Source organism: Armatimonas rosea, from assembly GCF_014202505.1.
Classification (GTDB): Bacteria; Armatimonadota; Armatimonadia; order Armatimonadales; family Armatimonadaceae; genus Armatimonas; species Armatimonas rosea.
Genome location: NZ_JACHGW010000001.1, coordinates 1,297,537 through 1,315,415 on the forward strand (window position 1 = coordinate 1,297,537; position 17,879 = coordinate 1,315,415).

The following is a 17,879-nucleotide window of genomic DNA, read 5'->3' on the forward strand; positions in this document are numbered from 1 at the left end:
AGGAGGTATGAACAACCTCACACCAGCCCATTTTCTCCTGCCACTGACGGTGGTGTTCTTGGTCTCAAAAGCACTCTGGGACTTCTTTCGTCTGAAAGAGGCCCAGGAGAGACCCGGGCTGGAACAAGAGCCGCTACAGCGCCTCGACCACCTGCTGGCCGGGACTCTGGCGATGGGGTTTTTCTGCATCATCCTCTGGCGGCTTGATTTTCCCGCCAAGGCGGTCTTCGATGAGTGCTACCACTCCCGCACGGGGATGCAGTACCTGATCGGGCAGAACCCGATGGAGTGGACCCACCCGCCGCTGGCGAAGCTGATTATCGCGGGGGGGCTCAAGCTCTTTGGCGGGACCTTCAACCCAACCGAGGGGATCTACAAGCCCGACATGAGCTTCTCCCACGCCGCCGCGTTTGGCTGGCGCTTTGGGAGCACGGTCTTTGGAGCGCTCTCGATCTGGCTGATGTTCTACCTGGCGCGCGCCGTCACGGGAAACCGGCTGGCGGCGCTCCTGGCGACCGTGATGCTGGCCCTGGATGGGGTCTTCTTTGTCCAGAGCCGGATCGCGATGACCAATATCTACACGGTCTGCTTTATCCTCGCGGCGGCGCTGGCGGCCTGGAACTACCGGGCGAGTGGCAAGACCGGGTGGATGCTCCTGCTCGGCCTGGCACTGGGCCTTGCGGTGGCGACACGCTGGACCACGCTCTATGCCGTGGGCCTGATCGGGCTCTGGCTCCTCGCCTACGACCTGCCCCGCGCGGCCAAGTCCCCCAAGGTGCTGGGGCTGGCAGGCCTAGGTGTCACCCTTCTTGGGGTGCTCTTTGTCAAGGCCGCGAGCTTCTACAAGGCCGATCCGATGCACCCTGAGGCGGGTCAGGCGATTGTCGGTGCGCTAGGGCCTCTGCTAGTGGGCTCGGTGGTGCTCTACCTGCTGGTCTTTGGGGTTCTCAAGGCCCTAGACCGCAAGAACACGCTCCTCTCACTGCCCGGCTGGTACCTGCTGACCTTTATCGGGATGCCCGTGGCGCTCTACCTGCTCTCCTATCTCCCCTACATGCGCCAGGGCCACGATCTCTTCAAGGTATTTGATGAGCAGCGCAACATGTGGAACTACCACGCGGGCATGAAGGAGACCCATCCCTACAGCTCGCCCTGGTGGTCGTGGCCGCTGGTGCTGCGCCCGACCTGGTACGAGTACAGCGCGGTCGGGCCGGGGGACAACCGCATCACCGGGATTGTCTGTATCGGCAATGTCTTTGTCTGGTGGGCGAGCATACCGGCGCTGGTCTTTGCGGCCTGGCGTGCCCGGCGCGATCGACATGTTGGGCTGGGGTTTGCCGCGCTGCTGGGGCTGGGGCTCTGGCTGGCCTGGGGGATTCAGCCCCGCTCGCTGGTGTTTCTGCACTACTTCTTCGAGGCGCTGCCCTTTGCCTGTATCGCCCTAGGCCACTTTGGCGCACGCCTGTGGGCCAGCCGCGACGACGACTACCGCTACATGGCGGCGGGCTACGGGGCGCTGATCCTCTTCTGGTTTGGCTTCTTCTACCCGCTGCTCTCGGCCCTGCCCATCCCCGATCTCTACGTGCGGGCGCACCTCTGGCTCGGAAAGCTCTGGCTCTAGGCGATGCTGCTGATCTTCCTGCTCTCGACCCTGGGGGCACTGGGGCTGGTGGGGCTCTTTGCACGACGCTGGACCCTAGGCGAGCGGCTGGCGGCGGCGGTCCCGCTGGGCAACCTGCTGATCGGGCTGATTGGGCTGGCGCTGGCATCGCGCCTGGGGATGACCCCGGTAGCGATGGGGCTCGCGGTTGTCCTCAGCTCTGCCCCGGCACTGGTCTGGCTGCGCATGGGGCCACGGCGGCGACTGGTGCGGGTCGTGCGGGTGAGCCTGGGACGCATGCGGCAGCACCTGCGCACACGGGGCCGGCAGCGGGTCGTGCTGGGGATCTGGTATAGCGTCTTCTTGGCGTTTCTCCTGCGCTTCTTCTGGGGCGCGTGCTACGCCGATGCCGACGGTGCGATCTGGACCCTCAATGTCGCGAATCTGGGGGATCTGCCGCTCCATATCGGGATTGTCCGGGGCTTTACCGTGGGGGAGAACTTCCCGCCCGACCACCCGGCGCTGCTGGGCGCGCGGCTGACCTACCCCTTTATCGTGGACTTCACCGCGGCGCTCTATGTCCGGGGCGGCGCGAGTGTGCCCGGTGCGTTTTTCTTCCAGGACGCCACCCTGGTGGCCTGCACGCTCTACGCCCTCTGGCGGCTCACGCGCCTCTTCACGCGGGACTCGCTGGCTGCCCATCTCGCGCTCCCGCTGGCGGTGTTCTGCGGCGGCTGGGGCTTTCTCTATATCGGCGGCGACTGGCACCTTGCCCCTAGTGGGAGCCTCCAGGAGTTTCTCCTTCACCTGCCCAAGAGCTACACCAACGATGCCGACCGGAGCCTGCGCTGGGGCAACATGCTCTGTGTCTTGCTCGGGACGCAGCGGAGCATCGTGCTCGGGATGCCACTCGCGCTGACCGTGGTGCGGCTCTGGTGGGACGGCAAGCGCTCGGGGATGTGGCTAGCGGGGCTGATGGTTGGGCTACTCCCTCTGGGCCATGTCCATACCTTCGCCTCCATGAGTGGTGTCGCGGCCCTGCAAGCGCTGGGAAGCCTCCGCCGCGATGGCTTTAAAGCCGCTCTGCACCGCTGGCTCCCGTTCTTTACACTACTCGTCCTGGGCGCGGTACCGTCGCTGGCCTACATGCTCCTAGGCAGCGCCACCCACACCGAGAACTTCCGCCGCTTCGCCCTGGGCTGGGACGGCGGCGCGACCGATGTGGTGGGCTGGGCGCGCTTCTGGCTCTTCAACACCGGGCCGTTTATCCCGCTGCTCGTCTTGGCGGCCCTCCGTGCTCCCCAGCGGGTCGTGGCCTTCTACCTGCCGTTTTTGCTCTGCTTTATCGGCCCCAATGTCCTCCAGCTCGCCCCGTGGATCTGGGACAACCTCAAGGTGCTGATCTACTGGTACCTGCTGAGTGTGCCCTTGGTCGCAGGGCTCCTGGCGGGCTGGCTCAAGACCCCCGGCCTGCGGGTCTGGACCCCTCTGATCGCACTGTGCTGCATGGCCGCGGGCGCGGTCGATGCCTGGCACGTGGCGACCGGTAGCGACAAGCAGCAGATCTTCTCTCCCCAGGAGCAGCGCTTCGGCGAGGCGATCCTGGCGGTCACCCCGCCCCACGCCAAGATCCTCACCGCCCCGGCCTACATCCACCCGGTCTACTGGGCGGGCCGGCGCATGTGGCTGGGCTACCCCGGCTGGCTCAGCTCACACGGGCTGGTCTACAAGTACCGCGAAGATGCCCTCCTCGCGATCTACACCGCCGCCACGCCCGTAGAAGCTGAGGCCCTTCTCAACCAGTACGAGATCGACTATATCGCCATCACCCCCCGTGAGCGCGGCGATATCCCCAGCCACGGCGACAATAAAAAGCACCTCCCCCTCAACGAAACCCTCTTCCGCCAGCGCTACCCCGTGGTCGCCCAGCAGGGGGAGTACGTGCTCTTTAAAGTCCGATAAATGTGCCTTGTGCGTGGTACGATAATGAGCGAGGTTTTCTTATGCCACAAGCCACAATTACAGAAAAAAATCCGAAAGCTGAGCCTTCACCCGAAGTGGCTCCTCACCCGCTCGCCTCACTGGTTGGTGCCTGGAAGGATACGGAGAAACTCAAGACACTGACAGAGCGTGTTGAGGCGTATCGGCGCGAGGTCGAGGCAAAAGAGCGTGGCGCGGAGGGATAGCCGCTATCTGTTGGACACCAACATTGTCCGGGCGATCTTGGCAGGGGAGCCCACTGTCGCACAGAATGTCTTGGCAACGCCCGCCGAGAACCTCTTCCTGAGCGCCGTTGCGGTGGAGGAGATGACCCGAGGGCGCTTAGCGGAGCTCAATGATGCTCGTGAAGGCAAGAGCAAGGTCGGTATCACGCTCGCCTACGAGTGGTTTCTGGAAACCCTTCACTTAGTCCATCGTTTCCAGATTCTCAACTATACGGATGCGGATGAAGCACAGTTCAAGCAGTTCCCTGCCTCAGTAAAGCGCATTGGGCGACAGGACTGCCGGATTGCCGCCCAGGCGCTCAACCATGGTATCGTGGTCGTGACACGCAACACTACCCACTTTTCCCAAGTTCCTGGTCTACTTTGTGAAGACTGGACTCTGCTCCATGAGCCAGAGTGAGCAGCAACTAACCCCTGAAGAGCGCGAAGTACTTCCTGGCTTTGCTGCGCCCACCCCGCGCCGGGTTCGACGGAAAGCCCACTGGCGCCACGACCCCTGGAGCTGGCTTGAGTGCTATAGACCTTTCCTAGCCGTGATCGTTATTGTCGCTGGTGCGTTGGGTGCTCTTTCCGACTTTTTTCCCGTATTTCGCGGGAGCGTGACGGTTTTACTGATCGTCTTTTTTGTCCTGGGTGGGGGGCTAGCGATACTTCTGCTACCGCAGAGTTTTAATGAACACTTCGGACATGCCTTACTGGTCCAGAGCGGCCAAGTGGCTGTAGGGACGGTCATGAGTATCGAAAAAAGAATGGGTATGGTGAGATGGGAGAATCAGTGGATTTTGTGATTTCCTACGAATTCCAGATGGTGGAAGGAAAGCGAGTCAAAGGAGAGTGTACATCCGGTTGGCTGAGTCGCTTTCACGAAGGAGGGCCAATCCTGATTGTCTACTTGCCTGATGATCCTTCGCAAAATGAGCCTTTTCTGAACTTGACCCACGAGCCAGTCCAGACAGCGTGAGCTTGTGTTAAACTGTCCTCAACTCGCAATCGAACTCTGAGGAGCTTTTGTCATGTCTGCACCGCCGCGCGATCTTGATACCCACCATCTGTTTTCCGCCCCCGCCACCCGCGAGGCGTGGGAGGCCCGTGCCAAGGAGATTCGGGAGCGGATTTTGTTCTCCTGCGGGCTCTGGCCGCTGCCTAAGAAGACACCGCTACGGCCCACGGTGACCAGCACGGTCGAGCTTTCGGACATCACGATTGAGAACGTGGCGCTGGAGACCTTTCCGGGGTTCTGGCTCTGTGGGAGCCTGTACAAGCCCAAGGGCGCGGGGCCATTTCCTGCGATTGCCAACATGCACGGGCACTGGGAAGACGGTCGCCTGCAGCGTGAAGCCGATGTTCCCAAGGCACCGCCGGCACCGGGGGCACGTGGGGCGGGGAAGGCCGATCTCGTGGCGCTGGCGGCGAGCCTGGCGCGGCAGGGCTTTGTGGTCTTCGCCTACGACATGCTGGGCTACAACGACACCGACCAGTTTGTGCACCGCAAGCTCGGGGCGAGCCTGGACCAGTGGCTCTGGGGCGTGAGCGAGCTGGGTGTCCAGACCTGGAACAGTATTCGCGTTCTGGATTATTTACAGTCGTTGCCGTTTGTCGATAAGAAAAAGCTCGGCGCGACCGGGGCATCGGGCGGGGGCTCCCAGACCTTTCTGCTGGCTGCGGTCGATGACAGGGTGCAGGTGAGTGTTCCCGTGAACATGGTCTCGGCGTATATGCAGGGCGGCTGCAACTGCGAGAACGCGCCGGGCTTGAGGGTCGGGACGGATAATGTGGAGGTGGCGTCGGTGTTTGCGCCCAAGCCCCAGCTCTTTGTCTCCTGCACGGGGGACTGGACCAGCCACGTTCCCAGTGAGGAAGGCCCGGCGGCAAGGAAAGTCTACGAGCTCTACGGCAAGCCCGAGAACCTCCAGTGGGTGCAGTATAACTACGCCCACAACTACAATGTCGAGAGCCGCGAGGCCATGTACGCCTTCTTCAAGAAGCACCTGCGCGGCGAGGTGGGGGAGAAAGAAAAGCCCCTGGAGCTCGACCCCAAGCAGCTCCGGGTCAAGCGCCCCGCCGGCAAGAGCGACACCGAGCTCCTGAGCGATCTGAAGCGCGAGCGTGCGGAGACGATGGCCGCCCTGCGCCAGAAGAACGATAAAAAATCCCGTGAGGTCCTGCGCAAGGGGCTGGCACGGGCGCTGGCGGTGGACATCCCCAAGGCAAAGGGCAAGAGAGGCCGCGCCGACGAGCTGCGTGTGGTGGCGGGGCCGCTGGCACAGGAAAAGAGTGCCCTCTGGAAGGACTTTTTCTCCTGCTACAACCGCACTCCGCTGGGTGAGCAGGTGCAGACGGTTCTAAAAAACATGGCCGAGGCGAGCCAGGCGGGCGTGGGGAGCCTCACGCTGATCGGGGGGATCGAGGTGCTCCTGGCGCGTGCGGTGGCTCCCGATCTCTGCCCCGGCCCGACGGTCGTGGATTTAGGGGGCTTTGCCGCCGATGACGACGCGGCGTACCTGGAGCGGGCCTACGCGCCGGGGCTGCGGGGGATCGGGGGCCTGCATACGGCGGCGCTGCTGGCCAATAATAAACCACTGCTTCTGCACAACACGCAGCGAAAGTTTCGCGCGGAGAATATCACCTGTCGGCTGGAGCCGGAGAGACTAAGCGACGACGAAATCCGCGCGTGGCTTAAGAGTGTCGGGTAAACTGGGCTTGACCAAGGCTCTAAACTGTGATACTTTGTGTGCGAAGTTCTTTGTGAGGCAAAGTGAATCAGATGACGACCCTGGCCACCCGACCCATTACCATGTCTACCGTGCCCGCTAAATCGCTCCCCTACGACCCAGCCCCGGAGCGTCTGCCCCGCCATGTCGCCATTATCTGCGATGGCAACGGGCGCTGGGCCAAGGACCGGGGCCTGCCGCGCCTCTCTGGGCACTGGGAGGGCTACCAGAGTGTCCGTGAGGTCGTGCGTGCCGCCTCCGATATGGGGCTGGAAGCCCTCACCCTCTACGCCTTCTCCACCGAGAACTGGCGCCGCCCGCAACTCGAAACCGACGGTCTCATGCGGCTCTTTGTCGAAGGGGCGCGCCGCGAGCTCAAGGAGCTGCACGAGAACAATGTCCAGATGCGCTTCTCCGGCCGGCTAGAGGCACTCCCTGCCGATCTCCGAAAAGAGCTCAACCGCCACTGTGAGGTCACCAGCGCCAATACTGGGCTGATCCTCAATGTCTGCCTGAACTACGGCGGGCGCGCCGAGATTGTCGATGCCGCACGTCGCCTCGCCGAGAAAGTCGCGGCGGGTGAGCTCACTCCCGACCAGATCAACGACACGCTCTTTGAGCAGGAGCTCTACACCGCTGGGATGCCCGACCCGGACCTCTTGATCCGCCCCGCCGGGGACCTGCGCATCTCCAACTACCTCCTCTGGCAGATCGCCTACGCCGAGATCTACTTCACCCCCGTCCGCTGGCCCGACTTCCGCAAGACCCACCTCGAAGAAGCCATCGCCGAGTTCCAGCGCCGCGAGCGCCGCTTCGGTGGGCTGAAATAACGCCGAATAGAATTAGGCGTCTACAGTGGCTTCGTTCCTCAGCCGCAAAGCCCGTGCCGGGCTACCAATACTAGCCCCCTTCGCTTGCCGGAGGGGGTCGGCGGTGGTGCTGTCGGGGGGAGGCTAGCCCGGAACGGGCTTCGCGGCGGTACGCCACTGCAGACGCCGATTTTCAATCGGCGGTAAAATAACCGCATGAGCAGCGTTGAGGAGGCGATACGGCTGGGCGAGGCGAGTGGTGTCCGGCTGGAAGTGGCGGGCGGCATCACGACCTGGGAGGCATTCCCCTCGGTGCGTCATCAGCGAGCCGTGGACCGGATTCGTGCCTCGATCCAGCCTGCCGCCACCCCCATCACCGACTGTGGCTGCGTCCACTACGCCGATATCTATATCCAGTTCCCCGATGGCTCGCTCAAGCGCCCCGATATCGCGATTTTCTGCGGTGAGCCCGAGGAGCAGACCACGGCGGTCACCATGCTCCCCGAGGCCGTGATTGAGATTGTCAGCCCGGACTACGAAGGCAAGGACCTCAGTGTGGGCGTACCGTTTTTCCTGCGCCAAGGCATCAAGGACGTGATTGTCTTCGATCCCGCCACAGGCGAAGTCCGTCACTTCCGCCCCAGTCACTCCGAGCAGCGCTACACGTCGCCACAGAGCATCGCACTCACCTGCGGTTGCACCGTCACGGTCTGATATGGATGATGAGGCACTTCTCGAAATTCTAAGTCGCGAGCACGACTACGATCACCAGTGGCTTGTGGCAGCAATTCTAGGAGCCCGTGGCGATGTCGAGACTATCCCGTTACTCCTGGAAAAAATGCCTAGTGAGTATGCAATACGCGCCTTGCGGCTGATGGGTGAGCAAGGTATCGAGGCTCTCTTAGAACTAAGCCCTGTTTTCACCCTTCGCACTTTTGCAGCATTTCCTCATCCAAGGGCAGTCAATTTGTTAAAACGCCACCATGCCTTCTTCCAGCGTTTTGGTGATTTTCGAGACAGAGATAGTCGCACGGTGCTTTTGAAACAGTTTGGTGTGGAAGTTTTTCCGGCTCTGACCAACTTTTTGCGGGAGACGAAAAGTCACGTTTACGATCTGAGAGAGATTGTTACGGTGCTCCGTGAGGTTGTGCCGCTTCCCTGGCCTGCGGAGCTGATGCAACTGCTAAACAAGCACCTTCCTCCTGATGATCCTGCGGAATGTCGTGCTGCGATCCGGCACTATCTGGACGGTGTGGAAACAGAAGACGATGATCTGCTCTGGCTCGCAGCCGATGTTTTGGGGAGACAGAAAGACCATGAGGCAATCCCACTTCTTTTTGAGGTTCTGGAGATGGGCAAGGGCGATGCCCTCCTGGCAAAACAGGCGATCTGGGCACTAGGGGAGATCGGCGATTCTGAGGTTCTGCCACGCTTACGTGCGCTTCAGCCTCGCTGGAAGGAGCGTGTACCGCCTTTTGACCAGCTCAACCGTGAAGACCGAGTCGGGGTGCAAGTGGAGTTAGCACTGGCGCTGGCGAAGCTCAAGGCACCCGAGGCACAAGATGCGATGCTGGAGTGCCTGCCTTATTATGATGACCTTGACTGGGGAGCCTCGTCCACGGAAGGGTTTGTCTTACTTGGCCCTGAGGTCGTGGAGCCGCTTCTAAAAGCTCTCAAGAGCAAAAAACCGACGCTGATTATTGGTGCAGTTCTGGCTTTACAAGCACGTAAGGAGCCGATGGCAGTAGAGCCGCTGATTCGGCTCTTAAGTTATCGCCACAAGACCTGGGAGGATGGGGTTATTGGTTACGTGGCAGCAGCTCTTGGGGCACTGGGCGACATGCGAGCGGCAGTTCCGCTTGCCGCTTTGTTAGACGATATGCGGTGGGGGATAAAGTGGAGTGTTCGGCAGGCGTTAGTAACCTTGGCAATCCCCGAAATTGTCGAGCCTCTTGCAGAGCACACCACAGGAACCGATGCCTGGGTGGTGGACTACGATATTCTTCAGGTACTTGCAAAACTGGGAGAAGTAGCCCATGAGCCGCTACGACACCAGCTTCGCTCTGAAAACGCAAGCACACGCCAAGCCGCCGCACTAGCGCTTGCTTGGCTCCGTGTGGAGACAGCCAGAGACGAACTCACCCAGCTTGCGACAACCGAGGAAGATTCTGAGGTTCGTGAAGCTGCGACGCTTGCAGTCGCGTATCTGAGCCAACCGCCCCCTGCTGCGCTTGAAACACGCTTCTCCCCGTACTAACGCTCCAGGCACGGGGTAAAATAGCGGCATGCTGACCCGCCGTGTTTTCCTCGCCGCCACTCTTGCCCTTGCCGCGCTGCCTGCGTGGGCGCAAGACAAGCTCGATCTGACGATTCTCCACACCAACGACCTGCACGGGCACACGCTACCCTTTGCCTACACGGAGCCGGAGCGTAGCAAGGACGAGCAGCCGTCGGTGGGGGGCGCGGCGCGGCGGGCGACTCTGATTCGGGAGCTGAAGAAAAAGGCGAAGAACCCGGTCATGGTGATCGACCTGGGCGATGTGGCGACCCGTGGGCCGCTGACCAATGCCTACGAGGGGATCGCGGATATCGAGGCGCTCAACGCGACGGGCTACGATATCGGGACGATCGGCAACAATGAGTTCAAGCTGAAAGATGCCGCCGAGCGCTTCGATGCCGCCGGGGCGCAGAACGCGCTGCTGCAAGTGCTGCGCCGCTCGCACTTTCCCTGGGTCTGTGCTAATGCGGGTGTCGGGGAGGCGGCCAAGGGCGAGCTGATTCCGGGTGTCCATCCCTATCTGGTGCGCGAGATCAACGGCGTCCGCGTGGGCTTTCTCGGGCTGACCGCACCACGCTCCAATGGCTATCCGCAAGTGAAGGGCTGGTGGGTGGGCGATCCGGTCGAGGCCGCGAAGAAGTGGGTGCCGATTGTTCGGAAAAACTGCGATGTGCTCGTGGCACTGACCCATGTGGGTGTGGATGACGATAAGAAAATCGCGGAGGTGCCGGGGATCGATGCGATTGTGGGCGGGGACTCGCACACGTTTCTGTACAAGGCAGTCGAGGTGAATGGGGTCCCGATTGTCCAGACCGGCGAGTTTGGGGTGAACCTGGGCAAGTTCGACCTGCACTTTGCCAAAACACCTGCCGGTGGCTGGAAGCTGGCGAGCTATGACTACGCCTTGCTTCCCATTACCTCTAAGCTCAAAGAGGCAAGAGATGTCAAAGCCGTAGCCGATGCCTACGCCGCGCCGCTGAAAAATGGCCCCGGAGTGCTCTTGCCAAAGCGCTTTCTGGGAGCCACCCCCGACGAGCGCACGCGGCGCACGAGCGAGGCGGTGGCCTTGGCGCTGGCAAAGGCAACCAACGCCGAGATTGGCCTGCACGTCGAGGGCGATGGCTTCTTCGATGTCTTCCGCACCGCGACGCTCACCCGCTACGATATCTGGGCCGTGATGCCCTTCAAGAACAAAGTCGCCACGCTCACGATGACCGGCGCGGAGCTGGCCGAGCTGAAGCAGAAGAACAAGGGCCTGATCCTGAGTGCCCCCGCAAGTGACCCCACCAGGCTCTACACGGTTGCACTGGTGGACTTCACGGCCACAGGGACGCTCAAGCTAGACGCGAGCCGCCTGAGCGTCGGTGGGGACCTGCGTGAGGCCGTGATCGCGGGCCTCGGAAAGCTCTGAAGCCCCCTAACCCCCGTGCAACGGGGGGAATACAAGGAATCCGATTCCTCATTGTCCCCCCGCCCGGGTACCCCGCGAAGCGAGGGTGGTGGGGTTAGGGGGTAATCACCACAGCCTTTCCGGCGGGGAGCGTGATGAGCTTGGTGTGCTCGGAGCGCTGGACGCGGACGGGGATCTTTAGTGTGTGGCTCGCGACGAGGGTCGCTTGGGTGAGCCTGCCGTCTTCCCAGGCGAGCGAGGTCACTGTGATCCCCCCGCGCGCCCGCAGGCCCGTGACACTGCCCGATTTCCAGTCTGGGGGGAGGGCGGGGAGTAGGTGCACCTCGTAGGCGTGGCTCTGGAGCAAGCACTCCGCCATCCCCGCCGTACCGCCGAAGTTACCGTCGATCTGGAACGGCGGGTGCGAGTCAAAGAGATTGGGGAGCGTGCACTTGGTCAACAGGGCTTGCAGGTGCTCTTGGGCCGCCTTGCCGTCCTCGAAGCGCGCCGCCAGGCAGAGCAGCCACGCGCGGCTCCAGCCTGTGTGCCCGCCGCCGTGGGCAAGCCGCGCGGTGATGGTTTTCTTCAGTGCTTCGGCGAGCTCGGGGGTGCCCCGGAGCGTGATGGCGTTGCCGGGGTAGAAGCCGTAGGCGTGGCTAATGTGCCGGTGACCGGGCTCGGGCTCGTCGTAGTCCTCCTGCCACTCCTGGAGGCGGCCATCACGGGGGGAGACACAGAGGGGGGCAAGGCGGTTTAGCGCCCGCTCTAGCTCCTGCTGAAAGCCATCGTCGATACTGAGTAGCTGCGCCACGGCGAGCGTGTTCTCCCAGCACTCGCGCGTGATTTGCAGGTCCATGGTCGCGCCGTAGGTGAACCAGGACTCCTCGCCGGACTTGGTGCGGAACTTATTCTCGGGCGACTGCGACGGGCACAGGGTGAGCTTGCCCTTGGGGCCGGTGACCGCAAAGTCCAGCAGAAACTCCGCTGCGCCCTTGAGGGTGGGGTAGATGCGCTTCAGGTGCTTCTGCTTCTCCGGGGCGAAGCGCCAGTGCTCAAAGAGGTGCTGACAGAGCCACGCCGCGCCCATCGGCCAGAGCCCCCAGATGCCGTCTGCGGGTGCGACAAACCCAAAGATATCGGAGAGGTGGTGCACCACCCAGCCGCGCTTGAGGCCGTAGTGTTTCTGAACCAGCTCTTTCCCCGGCGCGACCAGGCTCTCGGTATAGGCAAAGAGTGCCTCGTGGCAGTCCGAGAGGCTGGTCACCTCGGCGGGCCAGTAGTTCATCTGGAGGTTGATATTGGTGTGGTAGTCGCTGTTCCACGGTGCCTTCATGTGCTCGCACCAGAGCCCTTGCAGGTTCGCGGGCAGGTTCTCTGGGCGGGAGCTGGCGATCAGCAAGTAGCGTCCGTAGTGGAAGTAGAGCGCCGCCAGGCCGGGATCGTCGCTGTGGAGCGTAAGGCGCTGGTCGGTGGGGAGCTTGGGGTGCGCGGAGGGAAGACTGAACGCCACCCGGCGAAAGAGCCGCTGGTGCTCGACCTGGTGCCGCGCCTGAAGCTCGCTGGTCGGGCGGTGGAAGGCTGTCTCCAGGGTCGTCTGCGCGTCCTCCGGGTTTCGACCTTGCCAGCTCGTGCGTGCCGTGAGAAAGAGGGTCACCACGGTCGCATCGACAATCTGGATCGTGTCGTCGGTTGCCTTGACCAGGCCGCCCTCGACCCGGGCGCGGACAAAGCAGGCAAAGTGCAGCCCCTTGCCGTCGCGCTCAAGCTGCCCGCGCAGGGCCAGGCTATCGCGCCCCGTGGCCTTCACCTCCAGGGTCTGGTTGGCGTCTTTGGCTGCGCGGGTCAGGCGAATCTTGAGGTTCAGGCTCTCGGGCGTGTCGGTGTGGAAGCGGACAATCAGGACATCGTCGGGGGCGCTGGCAAAGACCTCACGGGTGAAGCGCGTGCTCTTGGCGGTAAACGCCGTGCTGGCGACCGCGGTGTCTAGATCTAGGGCGCGGCGGTAGTTTTTTGTCGGGCCGGGAAGGGCCTGCTCGATAAACAAGTCCCCCAGGCTCTGGTAGGAGTGGATGCGCTCCGGCACGCCTAAAAGCGCGTCTTTACAGAGCGCCTCCGCCTCGTGGTGCTTGCCGGCAAAGATCAGCTTGCGCACCTCAGGGAGCGCGGCCTTTGCCTTGGGATTGTGCCGGTCTTGTGCGTAGCCGTCCCAGAGCGACTCCTCGTTGAGCTGGATTCGCTCGTGCTCTATGCCCCCAAAGACCATCGCCCCGAGGCGCCCATTGCCCACGGGAAGGGCCGCGTTCCAGTCCGCGGCGGGCTGCTCGTACCAGAGAGTTGTTTCCTGCATCTTGCCCTGAGTGTACCGGATTCTACGTCTGGCACGGTTTTTGCTTTCCCCGAAAAGTGCTTATGAGATTTTGCTGCAGGAATCTATATAAAGAATTCTCATCGGCTTCCAATAATGGAGAAGGCAGGATTAGGCGTGGGGTTTGTGCCAACTCTGCCTCTCTGCGCTAGAAAAAAGGACGTAAACCATGGTTTTGAATCGAATAAATCTTAAAGGGCTTGTCACGAGTGCTCTGGCGGTGGGAGCCGTTTTCGGAGCAACTTCCGCACAGGCTCAGGTAACTTTTGGCAGCCTTCCGGTCAATGGGATCGGGACCTACGGCGGCCTCACCACCACGGGGGGGCTACCCGGTGGCTTCTTCCAGTTTGGTGCGACTCAGCTGGCGGCCTACAGCGGCACCAATGCGGGCAACACCATCTCGGGGAACCTTGTCTCCGCTGTCTTCAGCAATGGCAGTGAGCTGATCTTTGCCTACCAGCTGCAGACCTCCACCGGCAACGCTGCGACTGCGGACTTCTCGGTCGCTGGGTTTGGGGGGCGTACCCTTAGCTACGCCGCGACCACCAATACCGATCTCGACGGTGCCAGTGCGCTGACCAGCTCGATCACCGGTGCACCCAACCGCGATATCCGCTCCGATGCTACCGACCAGGGCGATAGTGTTGCCTTCAGCACGACTCCTGCCCTCACGGCAAACCAGAATAGCCCCATCTACCTGATCCGCATGGCCGGAACGACCAGCGATATCATCACGAATGGGGGGGCTGCCGTCCTTGGGGGAGGCGTCTCCGCCAACACCACGGCGACCGTGCTCACCACGACACCGGTCTCGACCACCGCGCCTGAGCCGGGCACCCTGGTTCTTGCTGGCCTCGGAATTGCCGGACTGGCTGTTCGCCGCCGCAAGCACTAGCTTAAGATAGCGATTAAAACTCCTCAGGAGCTTGGCTCTTGGGGAGTTTTCGTTTTTGGGGCCAGCGCTTGCTGGAGGCGTGCCTGATCGTGGGGGTAGCGTGCATCCTGGGGAGGGGCGAGCTGGGCCTGCTGGGCAAAGAGGGCGGCTTCTTGGTGCCTGCCCTCCAGCCCCGCGATCCAGGCCATCTCTGCCAGGGTAGAGCCGAGCTGCCCACTGATCCTGTAGCGCCGAAACTCCACGAGAGCCCACTGGAGACTCGCCCAGGCGGCGGGGAAGTTGCCGGTGCTGGCAAAGACAATCGCGCGGCTCCGCTCGATAAAGGCGGGGAGAACATGGATTGTATTCCCGTGGCAGAGCTGGAGGCTCTCGGCGTAGTAGGCCTGGGCATCGTCGGCCCGGCCCTTGAAGCGGGCGAGCTCTCCCAGAAGCAAGAGCAGGTTCGCGCGGCTCATCGTATCGGGGGCCTGGGAGAGCAGGGCGTGCGCGGCGGCGGCGGTTTGCTCGGCCTCATCGAGTCGCTCCTGAAAGAGGAGCGCCTGGGCGAGCCCATAGTGTGCATCCCAGAGGTTGAGCGGGCTCTCCAGCTGGCGGGCTAGGACCAGAAAGTGGGTGTAGCCCCGCTCGGCCCCGACCATATCTCCCTGCCGGAGGGCCGCGATCGCATCGTACTCAAGGGCGTGGGCCTGGCCGTAGAGGTCCCCCAAGCGCCCGTAGCGCTCGTAGGCCTCTTGGGCGTGGCGACGGAGCGCAGTAAGGTCGCGCTGTTTTTCCTGGAGGCAGGCTGCCAGGGCGCACTCGGCGAGCTCCTGCTCCAGCTGGTACTCCAGGGCAGTGGCACGTGCCTGCTGGAGGATTTGCCGGCTCTGGGTATCGTCGGGGGTGACCATGGCGAGGGTGCGCAGGCCTTGGGCGCTCTGGAGGGGAGTGCGCTGGCCCTCGGTTGCCTGTAAGAGCGCGTGGAGAGAGCGGCGCGCGGGAAAGCCGGTCTGGCGTGTCCAGAAGGTCTCCAGGCCCACCATGAGCTCTAGACCACGGAGAGGGTCGTGCTGGGTCAGCCAGCTGAGGGCGATCTGAAGCTCCTGCTGGTGGGTCTCCAGCCAGCGAACCCAGTGGGGCTGCTGGGGACCAAGCCACTCGTGGGCCGCTCTCTGGAGCAGGGAGGCAAAGTGGCGGGCATGGGCTGCTCTTGCAGCAGACGTGGTACACGGCTCGCACTGGGTTCGGGCGAACTCGCGGATGGTCTCCAGAAACCGGAAATGGACACGTGTCGCCGTGCGCTGGGCGACCACGAGCGAGTGTGAGACCAGGGACTCTAGGAGAGGGAGCGCCTCGCGGGTCTCCAGTACGGCCTCGGCATCCTCTAGGCTCCAGTCGCCTTGAAAGACCCCGAGCCGAAGGAAGGCATCCCGCTCCCGCGCCGAGAGCAGGTCGTAGCTCCACCGGATGGTCGCCTCCAGAGTTGCCTGGCGTGGGGAGCCTCCCCCCGCGCTTCGTCGCAGCAGGCGCAGAGGAGCGCTGAGGCGCTCACGGAGCTGCTGAGGTGTCATGAGCTTCAAGCGCGAGGCGGCCAGCTCCAGGGCGAGTGGGAGGCAGTCGACACTCTGGCAGATCGCCTCGACCGTCTCATCCCGTGGGTAGCGCACTCCCTCTCGGGCGGCGTGCTCCAAGAAGAGGGTCGCGGCGACCTCCAGCTCTAGTGGGGGAACCGGGACTGGGCACTCCCCCGCGCACTCTAAGGGAAGGCGGCTCGTTGCCAGAAAGCGCACCTCGGGGAGGGCGGCGACAAGAGCGGCGCTGTGGTCACGTACCTGCTCACAGTTGTCCAGCACCACCAGAGAGAATCGCCCCTTGAGCTGCGCTGCGAGGTGCGGGAGGGACAGGCCTGCGGTGGGGAGCTCGAGCGCGGTGGCCACGCAAGCCAAGAGTTCCTCAGCGGAGCTCTCCGGGGGGAGGCTTGCGAGGGGGACGAAGCCCACGGCTCCCCCGTGGGCCTGTGCCACTGCGCGCGCGAGGCGTGTCTTGCCCACGCCCCCCGGCCCGGTAAGCGTGACCAGAACCTCCGTCTCAAGCTGCACCAGGACCGTTGCCAGAAGCGCCTCGCGGCCCAGAAACGGAGCAATCACGAGGCTTGGGTGGCTGTGGGGAGCTGTTGCACTCTGATTCTGCTGCGCATAGCGCGCCTCCAAGACCCAGTCGTCGGTCCAGCCTTGTAGGAGCTCCTCGGGGCTGCCGCTCTCCAGATCGCACTCCGCTCCCTCCAGGTTCAGGGCGAGGGTGCGCGGACTGGGCGCAAGCACGCGCCCCGCTTCGTCGCCCAGGGCCTTGCGCAGGTCAGAGAGCACACGTCGCAGGTAGAAAAGCGCCCGGGGCTCGTCGGTATCGGGCCAGAACAGCCCCGCCAGGTAGGACCGCTCCACCGGGCGACCGCCTTGGAGCGCGAGGTAGGCCAGTAGCTTCCGTCCTTGTGGGTAGCGGAGCCCGGTCAGGGGGGCGCCATCGACCAGAAAAAGGGGGGAGCCCAGCAAGCGTAGCGAGAGCATCGTGCCTATTGTACAAAATTTCACCGGCCTTGTGTCACGCTTTGTGGTACGCCTCGGGCGGGAAAATAGCCCATGATGTCTTTGAAACAACAAAAAAACCTTCAAGGCGGCGCACAGTTTATTGTCCGTCCTGAGGTACTGCGAGCCAGCTACCAGACCGCTCTGCCCCAGCTCTCCACGACAAACCTCCAGGGCTTTGCGCTACGTCAAGATGCCCTCAAAAACTGTCAGCTCAGCTATCAGCCTCAGCTCGAAGCCGATGCGAAGGCCTTGGGGATCAACCTAGAGGCGCTTGCTACGGAGCTCAAGCAAATCAGCGCCCTCACCGATCCCAAGCTCCAGGAGGCGCGGCTGGATGCCTTCGCAAAGAAAAATGCGAGTGCTCTGGGGAGTCTCTACGCAAAGTTTGAGGGATCGAGTTCCTACAAGGGCTTCACCAGCAAGCTGGCTCTGAGCAAGAAGCAACGCGTGCGCTCGGGCCAGACCGGGGGGATCTCTATCGAGGAAAATCCTTCGTCAACACCTCCCAGTGGCAATGCGGAGCTGAGGCTGACAGCCCCCTTTAGCTTTTCTGGCGGGGAGACGGGGCAGGATAGTGGGACGTTTTATGTGGGCAACTTTGCGGTCATTGCAGGTTCTAGCCAGAAGCTTGGCTTTATTGGCCAGACCCTCGTGGTGCCTGCGGGGGTCCGTGAGATTGAGGTGATCGCCGTGCTGTCACGCTACGACGCAAGGGCCTACGCTCTCGCCACCGGCGGCTATGCGTCGGCGGAGGCACTCCTCACGCTACGGCTCTTGACTGCCTCAAACCAGCTCCTGACCGAAGATCGGCGGAGCATGGTGCACATGATGGCGGTGGTGGTGGGAAGCGGCGACAAGGTATTTCGTGCGCCTGTCTCCTTGCTTGCCCGCTACGTACGGCCCAATCCCGGTGTGGAGGAGCGGTTCCATCTCAATCTCACCGCAGAGTGCTGGACAGGCGGTGGGGGAATTGCGGGGGCGACCTGCCACTCCTCTGGCACCCTGGAGCGCTTCGATGTGCGGCTGTTTCGGTAAGGAGCAG

General features: G+C 62.8%; 14 protein-coding genes. 12 read left to right on the plus strand and 2 right to left on the minus strand.

Annotated features, from left to right (window positions below; translation table 11 throughout):
* The first annotated feature begins 7 nt into the window (after positions 1–7).
* From HNQ39_RS06010 to HNQ39_RS06050, 10 genes are all read left to right on the plus strand, one after another.
* The gene (locus HNQ39_RS06010) at positions 8–1,621 is read left to right on the plus strand and encodes a phospholipid carrier-dependent glycosyltransferase (RefSeq protein WP_184193036.1); all 1,614 of its coding nucleotides are present in this window, start codon (positions 8–10) and stop codon (positions 1,619–1,621) included.
* Between the two features lie 3 nt (positions 1,622–1,624).
* Complete coding sequence (locus HNQ39_RS06015) at positions 1,625–3,562, plus strand: hypothetical protein (RefSeq protein ID WP_184193037.1); 1,938 nt, start codon at positions 1,625–1,627, stop codon at positions 3,560–3,562.
* A gap of 95 nt (positions 3,563–3,657) precedes the next feature.
* Positions 3,658–3,786 (plus strand): hypothetical protein, encoded by a 129-nt coding sequence (locus HNQ39_RS30240; RefSeq protein ID WP_281380154.1) that lies wholly within the window; start codon positions 3,658–3,660, stop codon positions 3,784–3,786.
* A gap of 10 nt (positions 3,787–3,796) precedes the next feature.
* On the plus strand, positions 3,797–4,225 hold the full coding sequence (locus HNQ39_RS06020) for a type II toxin-antitoxin system VapC family toxin (protein ID WP_184193038.1): 429 nt from the start codon (positions 3,797–3,799) through the stop codon (positions 4,223–4,225).
* Positions 4,212–4,613, plus strand: coding sequence for a hypothetical protein (locus HNQ39_RS06025; RefSeq protein WP_184193039.1), 402 nt, complete (start codon positions 4,212–4,214; stop codon positions 4,611–4,613). Before HNQ39_RS06020 ends, HNQ39_RS06025 begins: the two co-directional genes overlap by 14 nt.
* Positions 4,614–4,838: 225 nt before the next feature.
* The gene (locus tag HNQ39_RS06030; RefSeq protein ID WP_184193040.1) at positions 4,839–6,518 is read left to right on the plus strand and encodes an alpha/beta hydrolase family protein; all 1,680 of its coding nucleotides are present in this window, start codon (positions 4,839–4,841) and stop codon (positions 6,516–6,518) included.
* Positions 6,519–6,619: 101 nt separating this feature from the next.
* Entirely contained in the window at positions 6,620–7,366 is a 747-nt protein-coding gene (gene uppS, locus HNQ39_RS06035; protein WP_184193516.1) for an undecaprenyl pyrophosphate synthase, read from the plus strand.
* A 195-nt stretch (positions 7,367–7,561) separates the two neighbouring features.
* Positions 7,562–8,059 (plus strand): Uma2 family endonuclease, encoded by a 498-nt coding sequence (locus HNQ39_RS06040; RefSeq protein WP_184193041.1) that lies wholly within the window; start codon positions 7,562–7,564, stop codon positions 8,057–8,059.
* 1 nt (position 8,060) lies between these two features.
* Positions 8,061–9,602: a HEAT repeat domain-containing protein gene (locus HNQ39_RS06045; RefSeq protein ID WP_184193042.1), complete on the plus strand. Its 1,542-nt coding sequence runs from the start codon at positions 8,061–8,063 to the stop codon at positions 9,600–9,602.
* Positions 9,603–9,630: 28 nt separating this feature from the next.
* Positions 9,631–11,034 (plus strand): bifunctional metallophosphatase/5'-nucleotidase, encoded by a 1,404-nt coding sequence (locus tag HNQ39_RS06050; protein WP_184193043.1) that lies wholly within the window; start codon positions 9,631–9,633, stop codon positions 11,032–11,034.
* 94 nt (positions 11,035–11,128) lie between these two features.
* On the opposite strand, the gene HNQ39_RS06055 is transcribed toward HNQ39_RS06050, so the two are convergent.
* A complete protein-coding gene (locus HNQ39_RS06055) occupies positions 11,129–13,360 on the minus strand; it encodes a glycoside hydrolase family 95 protein (protein ID WP_184193044.1) in 2,232 nt (743 codons plus the stop codon).
* 193 nt (positions 13,361–13,553) lie between these two features.
* Between HNQ39_RS06055 and HNQ39_RS06060 the strand changes: the two genes are divergently transcribed.
* Positions 13,554–14,273: a PEP-CTERM sorting domain-containing protein gene (locus tag HNQ39_RS06060; RefSeq protein ID WP_184193045.1), complete on the plus strand. Its 720-nt coding sequence runs from the start codon at positions 13,554–13,556 to the stop codon at positions 14,271–14,273.
* 23 nt (positions 14,274–14,296) lie between these two features.
* Here the strand turns inward: HNQ39_RS06060 and HNQ39_RS06065 are convergent, their stop codons facing one another.
* On the minus strand, positions 14,297–16,816 hold the full coding sequence (locus HNQ39_RS06065) for an ATP-binding protein (protein ID WP_184193046.1): 2,520 nt from the start codon (positions 16,814–16,816) through the stop codon (positions 14,297–14,299).
* A gap of 72 nt (positions 16,817–16,888) precedes the next feature.
* On the opposite strand from HNQ39_RS06065, the gene HNQ39_RS06070 reads away from it, so the two are divergent.
* Positions 16,889–17,872 (plus strand): hypothetical protein, encoded by a 984-nt coding sequence (locus tag HNQ39_RS06070; protein WP_184193047.1) that lies wholly within the window; start codon positions 16,889–16,891, stop codon positions 17,870–17,872.
* The last annotated feature ends 7 nt before the right edge of the window (positions 17,873–17,879 follow it).